Origin of the sequence: Amphritea japonica ATCC BAA-1530 (assembly GCF_016592435.1) — a bacterium.
GTDB classification, from domain to species: domain Bacteria; phylum Pseudomonadota; class Gammaproteobacteria; order Pseudomonadales; family Balneatricaceae; genus Amphritea; species Amphritea japonica.
In genome coordinates, this window is sequence record NZ_AP014545.1 from 2,650,082 (window position 1) to 2,664,986 (window position 14,905).

General features: G+C 49.4%; 13 protein-coding genes. 8 read left to right on the plus strand and 5 right to left on the minus strand.

What is annotated here, in order from left to right; translation table 11 throughout:
* The first annotated feature begins 7 nt into the window (after positions 1–7).
* Genes AMJAP_RS12315 through AMJAP_RS12335 form a run of 5 tightly spaced genes read left to right on the plus strand, consistent with a single transcriptional unit; the run spans position 8 to position 6,086 of the window.
* Entirely contained in the window at positions 8–499 is a 492-nt protein-coding gene (locus AMJAP_RS12315) for a formate dehydrogenase subunit gamma (RefSeq protein ID WP_019620250.1), read from the plus strand.
* Entirely contained in the window at positions 499–2,115 is a 1,617-nt protein-coding gene (locus tag AMJAP_RS12320) for a formate dehydrogenase beta subunit (protein ID WP_019620249.1), read from the plus strand. Before AMJAP_RS12315 ends, AMJAP_RS12320 begins: the two co-directional genes overlap by 1 nt.
* Entirely contained in the window at positions 2,112–4,997 is a 2,886-nt protein-coding gene (fdhF, locus tag AMJAP_RS12325; RefSeq protein ID WP_019620248.1) for a formate dehydrogenase subunit alpha, read from the plus strand. Before AMJAP_RS12320 ends, fdhF begins: the two co-directional genes overlap by 4 nt.
* A 1-nt stretch (position 4,998) precedes the next feature.
* The gene (fdhD, locus tag AMJAP_RS12330) at positions 4,999–5,868 is read left to right on the plus strand and encodes a formate dehydrogenase accessory sulfurtransferase FdhD (RefSeq protein WP_051088384.1); all 870 of its coding nucleotides are present in this window, start codon (positions 4,999–5,001) and stop codon (positions 5,866–5,868) included.
* Positions 5,869–5,870: 2 nt separating this feature from the next.
* Positions 5,871–6,086, plus strand: a complete 216-nt coding sequence (locus AMJAP_RS12335; protein WP_019620246.1) for a formate dehydrogenase subunit delta — start codon at positions 5,871–5,873, stop codon at positions 6,084–6,086.
* 476 nt (positions 6,087–6,562) lie between these two features.
* On the opposite strand, the gene AMJAP_RS12340 is transcribed toward AMJAP_RS12335, so the two are convergent.
* Positions 6,563–7,243 (minus strand): DUF1826 domain-containing protein, encoded by a 681-nt coding sequence (locus AMJAP_RS12340; RefSeq protein WP_019620245.1) that lies wholly within the window; start codon positions 7,241–7,243, stop codon positions 6,563–6,565.
* A gap of 82 nt (positions 7,244–7,325) precedes the next feature.
* On the opposite strand from AMJAP_RS12340, the gene AMJAP_RS12345 reads away from it, so the two are divergent.
* Genes AMJAP_RS12345 through AMJAP_RS12355 form a run of 3 tightly spaced genes read left to right on the plus strand, consistent with a single transcriptional unit; the run spans position 7,326 to position 10,088 of the window.
* Positions 7,326–8,438, plus strand: a complete 1,113-nt coding sequence (locus tag AMJAP_RS12345; RefSeq protein ID WP_019620244.1) for an outer membrane beta-barrel protein — start codon at positions 7,326–7,328, stop codon at positions 8,436–8,438.
* A complete protein-coding gene (locus AMJAP_RS12350) occupies positions 8,419–9,315 on the plus strand; it encodes a metal ABC transporter substrate-binding protein (RefSeq protein WP_019620243.1) in 897 nt (298 codons plus the stop codon). Before AMJAP_RS12345 ends, AMJAP_RS12350 begins: the two co-directional genes overlap by 20 nt.
* Positions 9,315–10,088, plus strand: coding sequence for a metal ABC transporter permease (locus AMJAP_RS12355; RefSeq protein ID WP_019620242.1), 774 nt, complete (start codon positions 9,315–9,317; stop codon positions 10,086–10,088). Before AMJAP_RS12350 ends, AMJAP_RS12355 begins: the two co-directional genes overlap by 1 nt.
* Positions 10,089–10,177: 89 nt before the next feature.
* Here AMJAP_RS12355 and AMJAP_RS12360 read toward each other — a convergent pair whose 3' ends face one another.
* From AMJAP_RS12360 to AMJAP_RS12375, 4 genes are all read right to left on the minus strand, one after another.
* Entirely contained in the window at positions 10,178–11,476 is a 1,299-nt protein-coding gene (locus AMJAP_RS12360) for a TRAP transporter large permease (RefSeq protein ID WP_019620241.1), read from the minus strand.
* Entirely contained in the window at positions 11,476–12,012 is a 537-nt protein-coding gene (locus AMJAP_RS12365; protein WP_019620240.1) for a TRAP transporter small permease, read from the minus strand. Before AMJAP_RS12365 ends, AMJAP_RS12360 begins: the two co-directional genes overlap by 1 nt.
* A 65-nt stretch (positions 12,013–12,077) precedes the next feature.
* Positions 12,078–13,022, minus strand: coding sequence for a TRAP transporter substrate-binding protein DctP (gene dctP / locus AMJAP_RS12370; RefSeq protein ID WP_201356381.1), 945 nt, complete (start codon positions 13,020–13,022; stop codon positions 12,078–12,080).
* Between the two features lie 924 nt (positions 13,023–13,946).
* Positions 13,947–14,612, minus strand: a complete 666-nt coding sequence (locus AMJAP_RS12375) for an SDR family oxidoreductase (RefSeq protein WP_019620238.1) — start codon at positions 14,610–14,612, stop codon at positions 13,947–13,949.
* Positions 14,613–14,905 lie beyond the last annotated feature (293 nt).

A 14,905-nucleotide genomic window follows, 5' to 3' on the forward strand; every position in this document is an offset into this window, starting at 1 on the left:
TAATAATATGACCGCAGTTAACGAACAGCTGTTGCCGGTAGTGGCCGAAATCGTCACTGGCTTGAAGCATAAACCAGGCGCTTTGCTGCCGATCCTTCATGAAGTACAAAACCGTCTGGGTTACATTCCTCCGGACGCTGTACCTTTGATCGCAGAATCCCTGAATCAATCCCGCGCTGACATACACGGCGTTATCAGTTTCTATCATCAGTTTCGTACCACGGCACCGGGTAAACATACCGTTGAAGTCTGTCGTGCTGAAGCCTGCCAGGCCATGGGTGCGCGCCAACTGGAAGCTCACGCCAAAACAACGCTGGGTGTGGACTATCACGGCACGACCAGTGACAAAAACGTCACGCTGGAAGAAGTCTACTGTTTAGGGAACTGCGCCTGTTCACCTTCAGTCAGAATCAATGATGAGATCGTCGGCCGGGTAACCCCCGAGAAATTCGATCAGCTGATCGATGAGCTACGCTCACAAACACTGGAGGTTCTCTGATGACTGATTCAGTAACAAAGAGTTCAGTGACAACAATTTATATCCCCCGGGATACTACGGCACTGGCAATGGGCGCTGATCTTCTGGCAACAGAGATCGCTGCAGAAGCGGCTACCCGAGGCGAAACCGTTGAGATTATCCGTAACGGCTCCCGTGGTTTGTTCTGGCTGGAGCCCCTTGTTGAAGTTGAAACAGCCTCAGGACGTATCGCGTACGGACCCGTAGAAAGCAAAGATATTGATAGTCTGTTTGATCAGGCATTCCTCACTGGTGAGACAAGCCACCCATTGTGCCAGGGACTCACTGAAGAGATCCCCTATCTGAAAAAACAACAGCGCCTGACGTTTGCCCGTGCGGGTATCACTGACCCGGTATCACTGGAACACTATCAGCAACTTGATGGTTTCAATGGCCTGAAAAAAGCGCTACAGATGGATGGCCAGGGTATTGTTGATGAGGTAAAAACCTCCGGGCTGCGTGGTCGGGGTGGCGCGGCCTTCCCTACCGGTATCAAATGGCAAACCGTACTGGATGCGAAGTCGACTGAAGCACGTAACGGCAATCAGGATCAGAAATATATCGTCTGTAACGCCGATGAAGGCGATTCCGGAACCTTTGCTGACCGGATGGTGATGGAAGCCGACCCTTATATGCTGATCGAGGGTATGACCATCGCCGGTCTCGCCGCCGGTGCTGATCAGGGCTATATCTATCTGCGTTCAGAGTATCCGGTTGCCCATCAGATTCTCAACGAAGCGATTGCTAAAGCAGAAGCCGCCGGTTTTCTGGGCGACAACCTGCTGAATAGCGGCAAGACTTTTCATCTCGAAGTGCGTCTGGGCGCAAAAGCCTACATCTGCGGCGAAGAGACCTCTCTGCTGGAAAGCCTGGAAGGTAAGCGTGGCATGGTGCGGTCAAAACCACCACTGCCTGCGCTGGTTGGCCTGTTCGGTCAACCCACCATTGTGAATAACGTTCTCTCTCTGGCGGCTATCCCCTACATTCTGTCCCAGGGTGGTCAGGCCTATGCTAACTACGGCATGGGCCGGTCCCTCGGCACCTTGCCTTTCCAGCTGGCAGGCAATATTAAACGAGGCGGCCTGATCGAGCTGGCCTTTGGTGTCACCCTGCGTGAATTGTTAGAAGAGTACGGTGGCGGCACCTTTAGTGGCCAGCCCATGCGCGCGGTTCAGGTAGGCGGCCCTCTCTGTGCTTACCTGCCGGAAAGTCAGTGGGACACACCGATGGAGTACGAATCGTTTCAAGCGATCGGTGCCGGTCTGGGCCACGGCGGTATCGTAGTCTTCGATAACAGTGTGGATATGTCTGAGCAGGCACGTTTCTCCATGGAGTTCTGTGTCGCTGAATCCTGTGGTAAATGTACCCCTTGTCGTATCGGTTCAACCCGCGGCGTGGAAGTGATCGACCGAATTCGTAACGATGATAACCGGGCTGCCAATATGGAACTGTTAGAAGACCTGTGCGAAACCATGATCGATGGCTCCCTTTGCGCAATGGGCGGCATGACCCCCTTCCCCGTTCAGAGTGCCGTTAAGTACTTCCCGGAAGACTTTAATCAACCCAAGCCAGCAGCGAAAGGGAGTGCCCGGTCATGATTCAGATCTTTGATCCCAAGAACGTCGATTACGATAAAGATTACGGCACTCCAGCCAGTGTTTCTGAAAACCTGGTTACACTGGAGGTTGATGGTGTATCCATCACCGTTCCAGAGGGTACCTCGGTCATGCGTGCAGCAGCAATTGCGGATATTAATATCCCCAAACTCTGTGCCTCTGATAACCTGGAAGCGTTTGGCTCTTGCCGTATCTGTGCGGTCGAGATTGAAGGCCGTCGCGGTACCCCAGCCTCTTGCACCACGCCTGTTGATGCAGGCATGAAAGTCACCACTCAGAACCCTCGTCTGGGTAAGCTGCGCCGTAATATTATGGAGCTGTATATCTCTGACCATCCGCTGGACTGTCTTACCTGTCCCGCTAACGGTAACTGCGAATTGCAGGATGTCGCCGGTGAAGTCGGTCTGCGTGACGTGCGTTACGGTTTCTCAGGCGAGAATCATCTGGATGCTGAGAAAGATCACTCCAACCCCTATTTCAGCTTTGATCCAAGCAAATGCATCGTCTGCTCCCGCTGCGTTCGCGCCTGTAGTGAAGTTCAGGGAACGTTCGCCCTGACCATTGATGGCCGTGGATTTGATTCCAAAGTGTCACCGGGACAGAATCAGGACTTCCTCGACTCCGAGTGTGTCTCCTGTGGCGCCTGTGTACAGGCCTGCCCGACCTCAACCCTGATGGAAAAGACCCTTATTGATGCCGGTCAGCCGGAACACAGTGTCGTGACGACTTGTGCATACTGCGGCGTTGGCTGTCAGTTTAAAGCTGAAATGAAAGGCGCTGAAGTCATCCGCATGGTGCCCTATAAAGGCGGCCAGGCAAACCATGGTCACTCCTGCGTCAAAGGTCGTTTCGCGTTTGGCTATGCGACCCATGAAGACCGTATTACCAAGCCGATGGTGCGTGATTCCATCGACCAGCCCTGGCAGGAAGTTAGCTGGGATGAAGCCCTGAGTTTTGCCGCCACCAAACTACGTGGTATTCAGGAACAGTATGGACGCGAAAGCATTGGCGGGATTACTTCCTCTCGCTGCACTAACGAAGAAACGTACCTGGTACAGAAACTGATCCGTGCAGCCTTCGGCAATAACAACACCGATACCTGCGCACGAGTTTGTCATTCCCCTACCGGTTATGGACTGAAAACCACTCTGGGCGAATCTGCCGGTACCCAGACCTTTGATTCTGTGATGTACGCCGACGCTGTGATGGTGATCGGTGCTAACCCTACCGATGCCCACCCGGTGTTTGGATCGCTGCTGAAGAAGCGTCTGCGTCAGGGTGCGAAGCTGATTGTGGCCGACCCACGCCGGATCGATCTGGTGAAGAGCCCCCATGTAGAGACACAACACCACCTGACACTGCGTCCTGGCAGCAACGTCGCCTTTATCAATGCGATGGCACACGTAATCATGAGCGAAGGGCTGGAAGATAAAGCCTTTATCGATGAACGTTGTGAAACAGAAGCCTTTACCGCATGGCGCAGCTTTATCAGCGAAGAGCGCCACTCGCCGGAGCACACCGAATTGATCACCGGAATTCCCGCTGCCGAGCTACGCGGTGCGGCGCGCATCTATGCCTCTGCTAAGAATGCGGCGATCTACTATGGCCTGGGAGTTACTGAACACAGCCAGGGGTCCAGCATGGTGATGGGAATCGCCAATCTGGCACTGGCCACCGGCAACATTGGCCGTGAAGGCGTCGGCGTTAACCCGTTACGCGGTCAGAACAACGTTCAGGGCTCCTGCGATATGGGCTCGTTCCCCCACGAGCTACCCGGCTATCAGCACGTTGCTGATGATGAAGTGCGAGCACGCTTTGAGTCTGTCTGGGGCGTGAAACTGGATAACGAACCGGGCCTGCGGATTCCAAATATGTTCGATGCAGCATTGGATGGCACCTATAAAGGGATGTACTGTCAGGGCGAAGATATCGCCCAGTCAGACCCGAATACCAACCATGTACAGGCGGCATTGCGCTCGTTAGAGTGTCTGGTGGTCCAGGATATCTTCCTTAACGAAACCGCTAAGTTTGCCCATGTATTCCTGCCTGGATCTTCATTCCTGGAAAAAGATGGCACCTTCACCAATGCAGAGCGCCGTATCAACCGGGTACGTAAAGTCATGCCACCACTGGCAGGCTTACAGGACTGGGAAGTAACTCAGGCCCTCTCTAACGCGCTGGGCTACGAGATGAATTACAGCCATCCATCCGAAATCATGAATGAGATAGCACAACTGACGCCAACCTTTACGAACGTCAGCTACGAACGGTTAGAAGAGCTGGGTAGCATTCAATGGCCCTGTAATGACGAAACCCCGGATGGCACGCCAACCATGCACGAAGAAAGCTTTCCTATCGGCAAGGGCCACTTCGCCATCACTGAGTATGTCGCTACAGAAGAGCGCTCAACCCGAAAGTATCCCCTGTTGCTGACGACGGGTCGCATTCTGTCGCAATACAATGTGGGGGCACAAACACGCCGTACCGACAACCAGATGTGGCATGATGAAGACGTGCTGGAGTTGCATCCACAGGATGCGGAAGATCGCGGTATCAATACGGGTGATTACGTCGGTATTGCCAGCCGTGCCGGTGAAACCGTGATGCGCGCCAAAATCTCTGACCGGATGCAACCGGGCGTGGTCTACACCACCTTCCATCATCCGGACAGCGGTGCCAATGTGGTTACCACCGATAACTCTGACTGGGCGACTAACTGTCCTGAGTATAAAGTCACCGCGGTACAGGCGGTGAAAGTAACCGAACCATCTGACTGGCAGCAACGCTATCGCGAATTCAACCAGAAGCAACTAGGCTATCTGAATAAAGCTCGCAATAATGAGCCCTCAGTTGCAGGTAAGTAAGATGGCACTTAAGAAACCGACAGAGACAGAATCTGACCTCAGTGTGACGGTGGAAAGCTGCTATAAGCAGTCCGCCGTTACCCGCTGGCAAAAAGATCAGTTACTGGATGCATTAGACAGTATCGCTGAAGAAGTTCCGGTGGCAATGATTTACAACGGCATCTCTCACGTGGTTATGATGGCCAGCCCCTGTGATCTGGAAGAGTTCGCGCTGGGCTTTAGTCTGAGTGAAGGGATCATTAAAAAGCCGGAAGAGATCTATGCCATCGATCTGGTAATGGCGGATCCGCAACATCTGGCATCCGGCATTGAGATACAGATATCGATCACCACGCAGCGGTCCATGCAATTGAAACAGCGCCGTCGTAACCTTGTCGGCCGAACCGGTTGTGGGCTCTGCGGTGCTGAGTCTTTGCAACAGGCGATCCGCCCGGTTAAACCGGTACCCGCCCTGCCCCCGGCAACACCTGCTGCGGTTGAGAAATCAGTCAGCCAGCTAACTGAAAAGCAACCTCTTCAGAATATTACCGGGGCCTGTCACGGTGCAGCCTGGTGTGACAAAGAGGGCAACATTCTGCTGTTAAAAGAAGATGTTGGCCGCCATAACGCATTAGATAAACTGCTGGGTGCGCTACAGCATCAGAGTATCAGTATGAATGACGGCTTTGCGCTGATCTCCAGCCGCGCCAGCTACGAGATGGTGCACAAAGCCTCCAGCTGCGGCATCAGTACACTGGTCGCGGTATCCGCTCCTACAGGGCTGGCACTGGATCTGGCAAAACAGGCAGGTTTAAATTTAATCGGGTTCGCCAGACCAGGCAGACATGTTATTTATAATCAGGCCGAAACGCCTGATTCAGAGGAAATATAACGATGGGAAATCATCAACTGACCAGCCTGATTAAAATGGCCAACCAGATCGCTGAAAACAACACCCACATCGGCGACGAAACCGCAGAAGCCGAGATGGTGGCGAATCACCTGACTAAGTTTTGGGCCCGGTCTATGAAAGCTCAGATTAAGGAGTATCTGGAAACTGATGGGAGTGAATTGTTACCGATTGCCAGGCAGGCGGTCGCTTCGATTTAGGCTCGCTTTGCGATAGTCGCTAGAACGGCGCCTTCGGCTCCTGCTCGTGGCTAGACGGAAACTTCGTTTCCTTGCTCGAAAAAGCAAAGATAAGAACCGCCCATTGGCGGTTTTTTTGTCTGTAGATTCGACCCAATATAGGTAATTGTAACCTGCACTTCGGACACTAAATAAAGGCAAGTAACAAGGCGCCAGCAGCCTGACTGATTCGGTGCAAAGCTAATGAATCAATTTTATGCCGTATCAACGATACTAATAGAGAAAGTATCAACCACCAGACTGCAGATCCAACACCCCCCCCCCCATTACCATCGTTGTTGCAGAGCCAGAGTTTAATTCTATGCTACCGCTCAATGCCGAGAAAACGGCCACAAACGAGAGAATCGTGATTGGGTTGGCCAGTGTAAGCAACATTCTAGCGACAAGGCTTTTATAGAACTCACATTAGATGCGGGCTCAGCAGCGTTAACCTCTGTTCAGGCAAAATCCATCGTCACAACAACACGCTTTTCATTCAGTGAAACGGCTGGTGATCGATGGACCGCCCCCAGTCCTTCATTGCCATACCAACCATCCCCTTTTAACAGTACGACAGCTCCATTGTTCACTTGTTGAATGCTGGCAGCATGTGGGTATAGCCCCGACTCCTCATCGCTTAACCCCATATTTCCCGTACCCAGTTTACTGCGATCCACATCACAATTACGGAGCCATTCGGTTCCCTGGCCCTGATACGTACTAACCAGACGACAACCCAATTTATCTATATGGAAGCGGGGACACATCGCACGATCCAGCACTTGTAACCTCAGACCCACTTCTTCAAGGTCGAACAAGCAGGTATACATTTCTAATAACAAAGTCAGGTCTTCTATGAATGCAGATTGTCCCGCCAAATCCGGTAGCAAGGACTTGAGCGACTGTGATGGCTTCTTATGATTGATAGCTGAGCGCAGATTAAAGTTGGGATTATGATCTACTAGTTTTTGGCAATAGTCCTCTACATCATCAGATAACGGCCGCTGTAATATAACCAGATTTATCTGTTCTTCGTAGATAGCCGTCATCACCTCAGCCGAATCCCCTGTTACATGATTGCCTTCACCCTGGTAACGCTTTAAATAACTATTACTTTCGACTAGCTCCGTAGCACCCACAACATTCACCTATTCCAATAAAATTAAAAACAATCTACAATTGTTATAATATAACATAACGATAAGATTTAGAGGTTTAAGAATGAAAAGAAAAGCGTTGGCATTGGCTACGGCTGTGCTTTGCTCACAGGCAAATGTTGTTAATGCGCTTGAGGTAGGGGTAATTCTGGATGCCTATCACAAATCTGAAAACACGGCTTTAGGCGGTCGTGCTGAAGGCTTTGGTTCGAGTCACAGTGAATTAAGCCTGTCACAGGGTATTGCAGATCTTACGACAGCACACGTGGCCCTGGTCGGAGAGTGGAATGAGCAAGATAGTGATCTGCAATTGGAAGAAGCTTACCTTCAGTCTTCAGCTCTACCGGGTGGCATGAATGTTACTGCCGGACGCTTTTTAGCAGACATTGGTTATCTTAATGCAACTCACAGTCATTCTGACAACTTCAGCGAAAGGCCTTTACTGTACAGAGCTTTTTTAGGTGGGCATTACTTTGATGATGGTGTTGGTGTTAGCTGGCTGGCCCCTACTGATCGATACTGGCGCTTGAGTGCAGGCGCGTTTACGGGTGATAAGCTTGGTGAGGAAAAATCAGAGTCAGGCATTGGTACCTGGACACTATCCACTGAGTTTGGAGATGATCTCGGTAACAATGCAAGCTGGCAGATGGGAGCAAGCTATCTGCGTAACAACACTCAGTCTTCAGATCACCATGAAGATGAAGACGACCACGAAGAACACGACCATGCAGGCCACAGTCATGGAGCTGAATATCAAGGGAAAAATCTCTACTTAACAGATCTGGTATGGAAGTGGGCACCGCAGGGAAATAATCGTCAACAGCAAGTTAAGCTAGCGGCTGAGTATGCTTATGTTGATGACGTATATGGGGCAGAAGTTGACCATTATGATGGCTGGTACCTGTCAGGGGTATATCAGTTTGATGAAAACTGGTCGGCGGGTATTCGCCAGGGCCGTGTAAATCTGGCAGAAGAACATGAGCACGCAGGTGAGCATGAATGGGAAGAAACCAGGTTAACTGAAACAAGTGTAATGTTGAGTTGGGCGCCTACTCATACTCAACGACTGCGTCTGGAATACAAACATCAGGACGCTGATCATATGGAAGGGGCTGATAACGCGATTACAGTTCATTATCAGATTGGATTTGGTGCACATGCTGCGCATGGTTTCTAAGTTATTGGCTTTTAGCTTGCTTGCGCTGGTTAATACCGCGCAAGCAATAACCATTTTTACCTGCGAGCCAGAGTGGGCTGCGCTAAGTATGGAATTAGCGCCTGGCGCTAAAGTCTTTAGTGCTACTCATGTCTATCAGGATCCTCACTATATTGAAGCGCGCCCCAGCTTGATCTCAAAGATAGCTAAAGCAGATTTAGTTATCTGTAGTGGGGCCGGCCTGGAGTCAGGCTGGCTTCCCGCATTACAAAAGCGCGCGGCTAACCGGAAGGTAGTGAATGGTGCAGACGGCATGCTCTATCTGTCTCAATTTATTAAAACAATAGAGAAACATAAAACTAAATTCTTTAGCACTGAACATGTGCACCCTGCAGGTAATCCACATTTCCATTTAGATCCTGATCGGGTATCAAAACTGGCCCCGGTGATAAGCCAGCGTTTACAAATCATTGATTCGGGTTCTCGCCTGATATATCAGCAGGCTTTGGCAAAATGGCAAAAGAACTGGCAGCAGTCGCTGCAACAGTGGCAACAGCAAGCAGCGCAGCTAAAAGGCCAGCCTGTTGTTGTGCAACATACAAGCTTTAGTTATCTGATTAACTGGATAGGCATGGATGCTATTGCCGATTTGGAACCAGAACCTGGTGTGCCACCCACAATGGCGCATGCACAATCCCTGATTGCCGATGCCCGCCAGGAACAGCCGGTTGCTATCCTCACAAATTGGTACCAAAACGATCGAGCAGCCAGATGGATGTCTGATAAGACAGGAGTGAAACACCTGAATCTGCCTGCGACAGTTGATCTGAAAGGAGATATCAACAATCTTCAGCGTTTATTCGATCACCTTCTTGCTCAACTTCAGGAAGCTCAGTAGTGCAACTACTCGAGATTGGATTACCCGTATTAGTTGCTGGTTTATTAATATTGGCCAGCCATATTCCGTTGGGCTATCAAGTACTCAAGCGAGGCATTGTTTTTATAGATCTCGCAATTGCGCAAGTGGCTGCATTAGGGACAGTATTAGCCAGTCAGATGCTCAGGCACAACGGTGATCAGTGGCTCCTACAGGGCATGGCAATAGTGTTTGCTTTATTAGCTGTCGGATTGGTCGCCTGGATCAATAAGAACTTTCCAGAATGGCGTGAGGCATTTATCGGTTTACTATATGTAACCGCTGCTTCTGTATTGGTATTGCTGGTAGCCGGACAACCCAGGGGCGGACAGCTATTAACCAGCACATTAAGTGGAGACATTCTCTGGTTGAACTGGCAAGACCTTATTCTGCTCGCGCTGGTTGCAGTATTTGTTCAGCTACTTGCTCATGTATGGCCTGGAAAACTGGAGCGATTTTTCTATCTGATTTTTGCGGTCACAATTACCCTTTCTGTTGTTAAAGCTGGAATCTACCTGGTGTTTGTTTGCCTGATAGCTCCGGCTCTGGCCTCTATTGTGCACAACAGATCCAAAGTCTGGTCATACGTCGTTGGCGGCACAGGTTTCATTGCTGGTTTAAGCATCGCGTGGCATTACGATCTACCCGCAGCGGCTTGTATTGTGGTCAGTGTTATTTTGTCGCTGATTGTCGCGCTAGGTATACAACGGCAGTTTGGTCGAACAGATTCTGCTATTCAGAAACCATGCGAATAAACTATAAAAAAAGGCCGATGCGTTAAGCATCAGCCTTTTTATCCTCTGGTAAATATTCACACAAAAGGCGAATAGCTTGCCCTGATGCTTTACATCAACCCAAGTAGCCGAGGGAAGAAGAGCGATAGCTCCGGTACTAAACTGGTAACCGCCATTACCGGCAATCCAACAAAGGCCATTAAACCGAGTGCAGGCAATACCGCTTTATGAATGGGCACCTGCCCGATACGACACGCCATATAGAGAATCGGCGCTACCGGTGGGCTGTTAGCCCCGATCACCACCGAGCAGGCAACGATAGATGCGAAATGTATCGGATCGACTCCGCTGGCGACCATCAACGGCATAAACAGTGGCGCAACCACTACGGTTACAGATACATCATCCATAATCATGCCGGCGATAATCAGAAAGATATTCACCGCGATCAGAATCTTAAGCGGGTCTTGGACCAGGTCAGTAATAACCTCTGTCAGTTCCTGGGGAATCCGCTCGGATGCCAGGATCCGACCAATCATGAAGCTAAATAGCAGGATAAGAATCACCGTGCCAGTCGTTTCAGCAGCCGCAATCACACTGCTGCTTAAGCGTTTAATTGTCAGATCCCGATAGACAAAAAAGCCTATCACTATTGCCATAAACGCCGCTATCGCAGCCGCTTCAGTCGGTGTACAAACACCGCCGTAGATCCCTCCCAGAATAATTACCGGAAGTGATAATGCTGGTAAAGCACGAAACGCGGCAGAGCCTTTTGATGGCAGACTTTCCAAACCATCCTGAGCCCCGGCAGCTACCTCTTGAAACAAGCGTCCTACACTAAAACGGTTCGCTGCGATCAAGCCTGCAATCAGTAATAGAGCGGGGCCAATAGAGGCCGCAAAACAGGCCGCTACCGATTGTCTTGTCACTACCGCAAACAGAATCATGGTTATCGAAGGTGGAATCAGAATACCCAAGAGGGAAGAGATCCCCAGGAGTGCCGAAGAATACCCTCGCGGATAGCCACGTTTCTCCAAGGGCCCCACCATGATGGTTCCAATCGACGCAACAGCCGCAGTAGCGGTACCCGCAATCGCCCCGAAGATACCGGAAGCCAGCACCATCGAAGCGCCCATACCACCCTTGCGTTTACCTACCAAAACTTCGATAAAGTTAACCAGCCTGAGTGCGATACCCCCACTCTGCATCAGGTAGCCGGTCAGCACAAACAGTGGCAACGCAATCAGGATGACTGAATCTATAGATCGATAGCCCTGCAGCATCAGGGTATTAAAGTTAGCATCATAAGCGAACGTCAGATACGCCAGTACACCGGCAAAAGACCAGGCGACCGGCACCCCTACAATCATCAGGAATAATAATATTCCTACTGCTATTAAACCTTCCATCAGCGAATGTCCTGCTGGTTTGATTCAGCGATGATAACCGGCTCTGGATGATAGCCAATTACACATTGAATAAAGTCTCTCAGGGCATACAGAGAGCAGCCCACACTGGCGAACATGATCGCGCTCTGAGGTATCCACAGAGGAATAGATAAACCCGGGGTATGTTGCGGTCGGCGCAGCCCCCAGGCCAGCATCCGATAAGAGAGGTAAACGAAGAAGCCGGTAATCACCAGTGTCACCAGTGAAATGAAACATTGATGCATCCGTCGAATCTGTCGATCACGAATACTGGTCTGAAGAAAATCAACCACCAGATGTTCACGCTTACGACTGGCAATAAGGCTTCCCACCATATACAGCCACATGCCGAACAGCATAATCAGTTCCAGCAAGCCAATAATGGACCAACCAAAGATATAACGGGCCACGACCAGGAACAGCATCAGGCCCACCAGGGCAAGACTACTGATCAAAGCGATTGCATTGAGCAACCAACTGACCTTCAGGTCCAGCCCGATAAAGAAACGCACAATCATGGCATTACCTCAGAAAGCAAAAACGGCGGTACAATTTCTGTACCGCCGTCTGGGGCTAAAAAGCGTTACAACTTAGTTGCGTTCGCCCGGATAGTATCCATAATTTCAGAGCCAATTTCCTGATCCATCAGTGGCCATACTTTCTCACGGGCAGCCCGGGCAAATTCTTTTATCTGCTCATCGGACAACTCAAAGTATTTCATCCCCGCTTTCTCAGCTTCTGCAACGTAATGCTGATCTTGCTTTTGAGCATCTTTAAACTGGGTCATCATCACTTCGTTCGCCGCATCAGCTACAATTTTCTGCTGCTCTTCATTCAGCTCATCGAAAGATTCCTGATTCATACTCAGAACACCTGTCATAAAGAAGTGCTTAGAGCGAACGTAATAATCAAGCAGGTCCCGGAAGTATTCGTAATCCCAGTAGATAACATTACCCGCTTCTCCATCTACAACACCGGTCTGTAGTGAGGTATACACTTCACCCCAGTCGATTGCCGCTGTCTGGTAACCCAGGGCCTGCATAGTCTGCGGTGCAGGGAATACAGTCATGGTACGGACTTTAAGGCCATCTGCTTCTGCAATATTCGTGGCGTATTTACCTTTAGTTGCTACACCGTTAAAACCTTCAGGCCAGGGGCCAAAGAATTTCAGGCCGATATCGGAATAGATTCCACCCAGCATGTTATTAACCCAGCCACCCGGGCTATACGCTTTAATCGCTTCATCCCAGGTCAGCGTCATATAAGGGGTGTAGATAACGCCGATACGCTTATCATAAGAGGTCATTGGCCAGTTGAGCATCACGTCAACATCGCCCGCCACATGCAGATCGAATACTTCGTTCTGGCTGCCCAGTTCATTCTGGTAAAAAACCTTAACGTCAATATCACCCTTTGAGTTGCTCTCAATCAACTCAGCCCAGCGTTCCAGAGTATCTCCAGCGGGCGAACCTTTTGCACCAGAATCGGTTGCCATTTTCAACGTAGCAGCCTGTGCAGAACCTGCCATCAGTACACCTGTCGCCACCAAACCGGTCAACAAAGAACGAATTCCTCTTCTGCTAAAAGTAGTACTGCTGATTGGGTTATTTTTTATAGTCATGTAAATACTCGCCGTTGTTATTATTTGTCAAAGAGTCACTGCATGACGCAGTAGAATCCGCTGTAACTTCCCGGGAGCACATAGATACCAGCAATTAAGATTAGCGGTCAAACAACGACAATACAGATTTTAATTTCACAAAACTTATTATAAGCAGTTAAAAATCTTGCACTTAACAATTAAGCATTACTTATTTTTCACACAATTAATGTATGGTAATTTGTTTCACTTATGCGTCTTCTCTAGCCGCTTCGCAAACAGATAGATGAAGTGTCGTTTCTGAAATGGTCGGGGGCGGACATCAGCAAATATAAAGTTATGAGTATCGACCCTTCAAATCACTCTCGTCGATAGATGGAGTAAAAACGACTGGCCGCAGTAGATGAAATAGTTGATTTGTATCAAGAAAAACCAATCCGGATTATAAAATTTAGATTTTGGATAAGGCTGGCTTTCAATTGCTGCTTACTGATTCGCTTTGCTCGAATAGCCAGAACGACTCGCTTCGCGAGAGTTACTAGAACATCGTTGCTCGATTCGCTAGACACGGCTTCGCCGCTTGCCAGGAGCTAGAAAAAAATAAGGAGCCTGAAGGCTCCTATTAGTTTTAAGAACTGACCTAACTCAGATTAATTAAGATAGCAGAGAGGCACATCCTCGTGCCGATGAATAATCGCGACGAAGGCGTCACTCCCACATAAAGCTAAAACCTTATCAAAACCATCTTACAGAGCTGATTTTCACCTAACCTAATAAAGAAGGTTTTGTCGAGCTACGAGCTACGAGCTAGTCACATTTTTTTGTGACGTTCGAACAACGAGTAACGGCTCTTCACCAGGGTAAAATATCACCATTCGAATGCCAGAACGTGCCACTACTTTCCAGTGTCAGTTCATCTATACGCTGTGTAAGCCGTTCTGCAGCCTGATCTGGGGTGATATCTCCATGACCACCGATCATCTCTGTACCGACCAGTCCTGGGTGTAGAATGGCGACAGCAATACCTTGAGGCTTGAGATCATGAGCCAAAGAGACACCGGCTATATTCAGTGCAGATTTAGACATGCGATAACCATAACGCCCACCGCTGGTGTTATCAGTTACTGACCCCATCCGGCTCGTAATCAACGCCACTTTTGCATTCGCCGCCAGACCATCCATTAAGGCCTCTGTCACCAGCAAAGGCGCCAGTGCATTGGTTTCAAATTGCTGACGAATCGAATCAGGGTCGATATCCCCCAGTACTTCACTACGCAGGATACCGGCGTTATTAATCAGTAAATCAATGCTGACATTTTCCAGCACCGAACGCATACGCTCTAGCCCCTGTGACTGGGTTACATTAACGCCGTCGATAATATGTACACCGAGCGACGTAAGTTCCTCAGAGGCACTTCTGCACACCGCATAAACTTCATACCCACGCGACTGATACAAACGACAAAAAGACAGACCAATACCCCGGCTTGCGCCAGTAACAACAACCGTTTGAGACATGAATGAGTGCCTATAGAATAATAATTAAGTTATCAGTATAGATGGGGGAAATGAAAGCTATTTCAAGAGTTAACTGATGTACACAATCAGACAACCTATCGCAAGAGCAATAAACGGTCCTCTCATCTCATCCTCATATATTGCAAAAATTCCTTGCGATATTGGTGGAAATAAAAAGTTAAGAAGACAACACAACGTAGATACCTGAATTCCTTTTGCAACAGACCAGACCCATGCAACAAAAACAATCAAAACTCCAAAAAAATCCATTTATAAAACTCTCCTGTTACATA

What these genes read in the sequence shown, in the direction of transcription:
- AMJAP_RS12360 (WP_019620241.1), bottom strand. Translation starts at nt 11,476, where the DNA reads ATGGAAGGTTTAATAGCAGTAGGAATATTATTATTCCTGATGATTGTA.
- fdhD (WP_051088384.1), top strand. Translation starts at nt 4,999, where the DNA reads ATGGCACTTAAGAAACCGACAGAGACAGAATCTGACCTCAGTGTGACG.
- AMJAP_RS12365 (WP_019620240.1), bottom strand. Translation starts at nt 12,012, where the DNA reads ATGATTGTGCGTTTCTTTATCGGGCTGGACCTGAAGGTCAGTTGGTTG.
- AMJAP_RS12350 (WP_019620243.1), top strand. Translation starts at nt 8,419, where the DNA reads ATGCTGCGCATGGTTTCTAAGTTATTGGCTTTTAGCTTGCTTGCGCTG.
- fdhF (WP_019620248.1), top strand. Translation starts at nt 2,112, where the DNA reads ATGATTCAGATCTTTGATCCCAAGAACGTCGATTACGATAAAGATTAC.
- AMJAP_RS12375 (WP_019620238.1), bottom strand. Translation starts at nt 14,612, where the DNA reads ATGTCTCAAACGGTTGTTGTTACTGGCGCAAGCCGGGGTATTGGTCTG.
- dctP (WP_201356381.1), bottom strand. Translation starts at nt 13,022, where the DNA reads ATGGCAGGTTCTGCACAGGCTGCTACGTTGAAAATGGCAACCGATTCT.
- AMJAP_RS12320 (WP_019620249.1), top strand. Translation starts at nt 499, where the DNA reads ATGACTGATTCAGTAACAAAGAGTTCAGTGACAACAATTTATATCCCC.
- AMJAP_RS12335 (WP_019620246.1), top strand. Translation starts at nt 5,871, where the DNA reads ATGGGAAATCATCAACTGACCAGCCTGATTAAAATGGCCAACCAGATC.
- AMJAP_RS12345 (WP_019620244.1), top strand. Translation starts at nt 7,326, where the DNA reads ATGAAAAGAAAAGCGTTGGCATTGGCTACGGCTGTGCTTTGCTCACAG.
- AMJAP_RS12315 (WP_019620250.1), top strand. Translation starts at nt 8, where the DNA reads ATGACCGCAGTTAACGAACAGCTGTTGCCGGTAGTGGCCGAAATCGTC.